2 protein-coding genes are annotated in these 1132 nt (G+C 43.2%); both read left to right on the forward strand.

Annotated features, from left to right (window positions below; translation table 11 throughout):
• The first annotated feature begins 86 nt into the window (after positions 1 to 86).
• The gene (mchS3, locus tag AC1DN0_RS41085; RefSeq protein ID WP_441627346.1) at positions 87 to 569 is read left to right on the forward strand and encodes an MchS3 family protein; all 483 of its coding nucleotides are present in this window, start codon (positions 87 to 89) and stop codon (positions 567 to 569) included.
• Positions 566 to 760, forward strand: coding sequence for a hypothetical protein (locus AC1DN0_RS41090; protein WP_441627344.1), 195 nt, complete (start codon positions 566 to 568; stop codon positions 758 to 760). The genes mchS3 and AC1DN0_RS41090 overlap by 4 nt, the downstream gene beginning before the upstream one ends.
• The last annotated feature ends 372 nt before the right edge of the window (positions 761 to 1132 follow it).

The following is a 1132-nucleotide window of genomic DNA, read 5'->3' on the forward strand; positions in this document are numbered from 1 at the left end:
GGAGAAAAGAAGGCTATATGAATGGATATTTTTCCCTGTAATAGGAGTTAGCAGGCGGCTATCGTAACTAATAAAAGGCAAGTCAGATGAATTATATGGGTCAAAATCTACGTCGAAAATATTTTTTAATTGTTGTTCATGTGGCTATTATCATGATTCTCGCTTCGGCGTCACTTGCGAGTGCAGATGGCGGTACTTCTTCGTTAGGTGAGCAGCGAAAATTCGAGGAAATAGAAACTTTCAGTCTCGGAATGGTTGGGTTCTATGGGCATGTAAGTAATCAGGAGGAATTATATCGGTCTATTCTAAAAAAGCGTGATTCCGTTTCATTTTTTATACGAATAGTAAATTCTAAAACGGCAACAGTAGAGTCAAAATTGTATGCCGCCTGTGGGCTTCGCGAAAAATCGCCGCTGGCATTCGATGAGGCGAAAATATCGATCATTAAATCTGGAGGGATGGCATCAGTTTTGAGGGCTGACATTTTAAAAAGGGAGGACGTAGCAGAAATAATCGAGTTCATTGATGATCATGGCTGCAAATCCGTTTACAAAAAGGACAAGAGATGAGAGTTATTACAGATGAAGAAATGAAAATGATGGCGGGTGGAATGAATATGTCTGGTGAAGCCGAGTCAAGCAATGTGATTGACCTCCGGGGGCGAAACATGGGGAGCTATATTGACGCAAATGGTGGGTGTTGGGCTCCTGGTACGCCCTCTTCGTCGATGTATCCAAATGGCGCGGATGGCGATGAATGACTGAAATTGAGGGTGGTTTCCCTCGAAACCACACCTTGCTGAGACCGGCTACGCCTGATGAGCCAATGCCAGCGTAGCCGAAATGGTCGGTTAGTCATAAGGTTATTAGCTTTGGACCCATATTTCGTGGACTAGGAAAGAGGCGACCCCGTAAAGATATGATATCCGAGACGATTAGTGCATCCAGTTTCTTTGAAGAGAATTTTGAGAGATATCCGGCTTTATTCAAATCTTGCTATACAGGGAAATTTTTCGACTGGCACGATCTTGATGAGTCAATATACTCCAGTCAATCAAGTCCACTTGGTGTGAGAATCCATAATGGAGTGGATTTTATTGACCCGGCGGGGTATAGCAAAAGATGTATTGAGG

The organism is Cupriavidus sp. 05N39 (assembly GCF_056397325.1).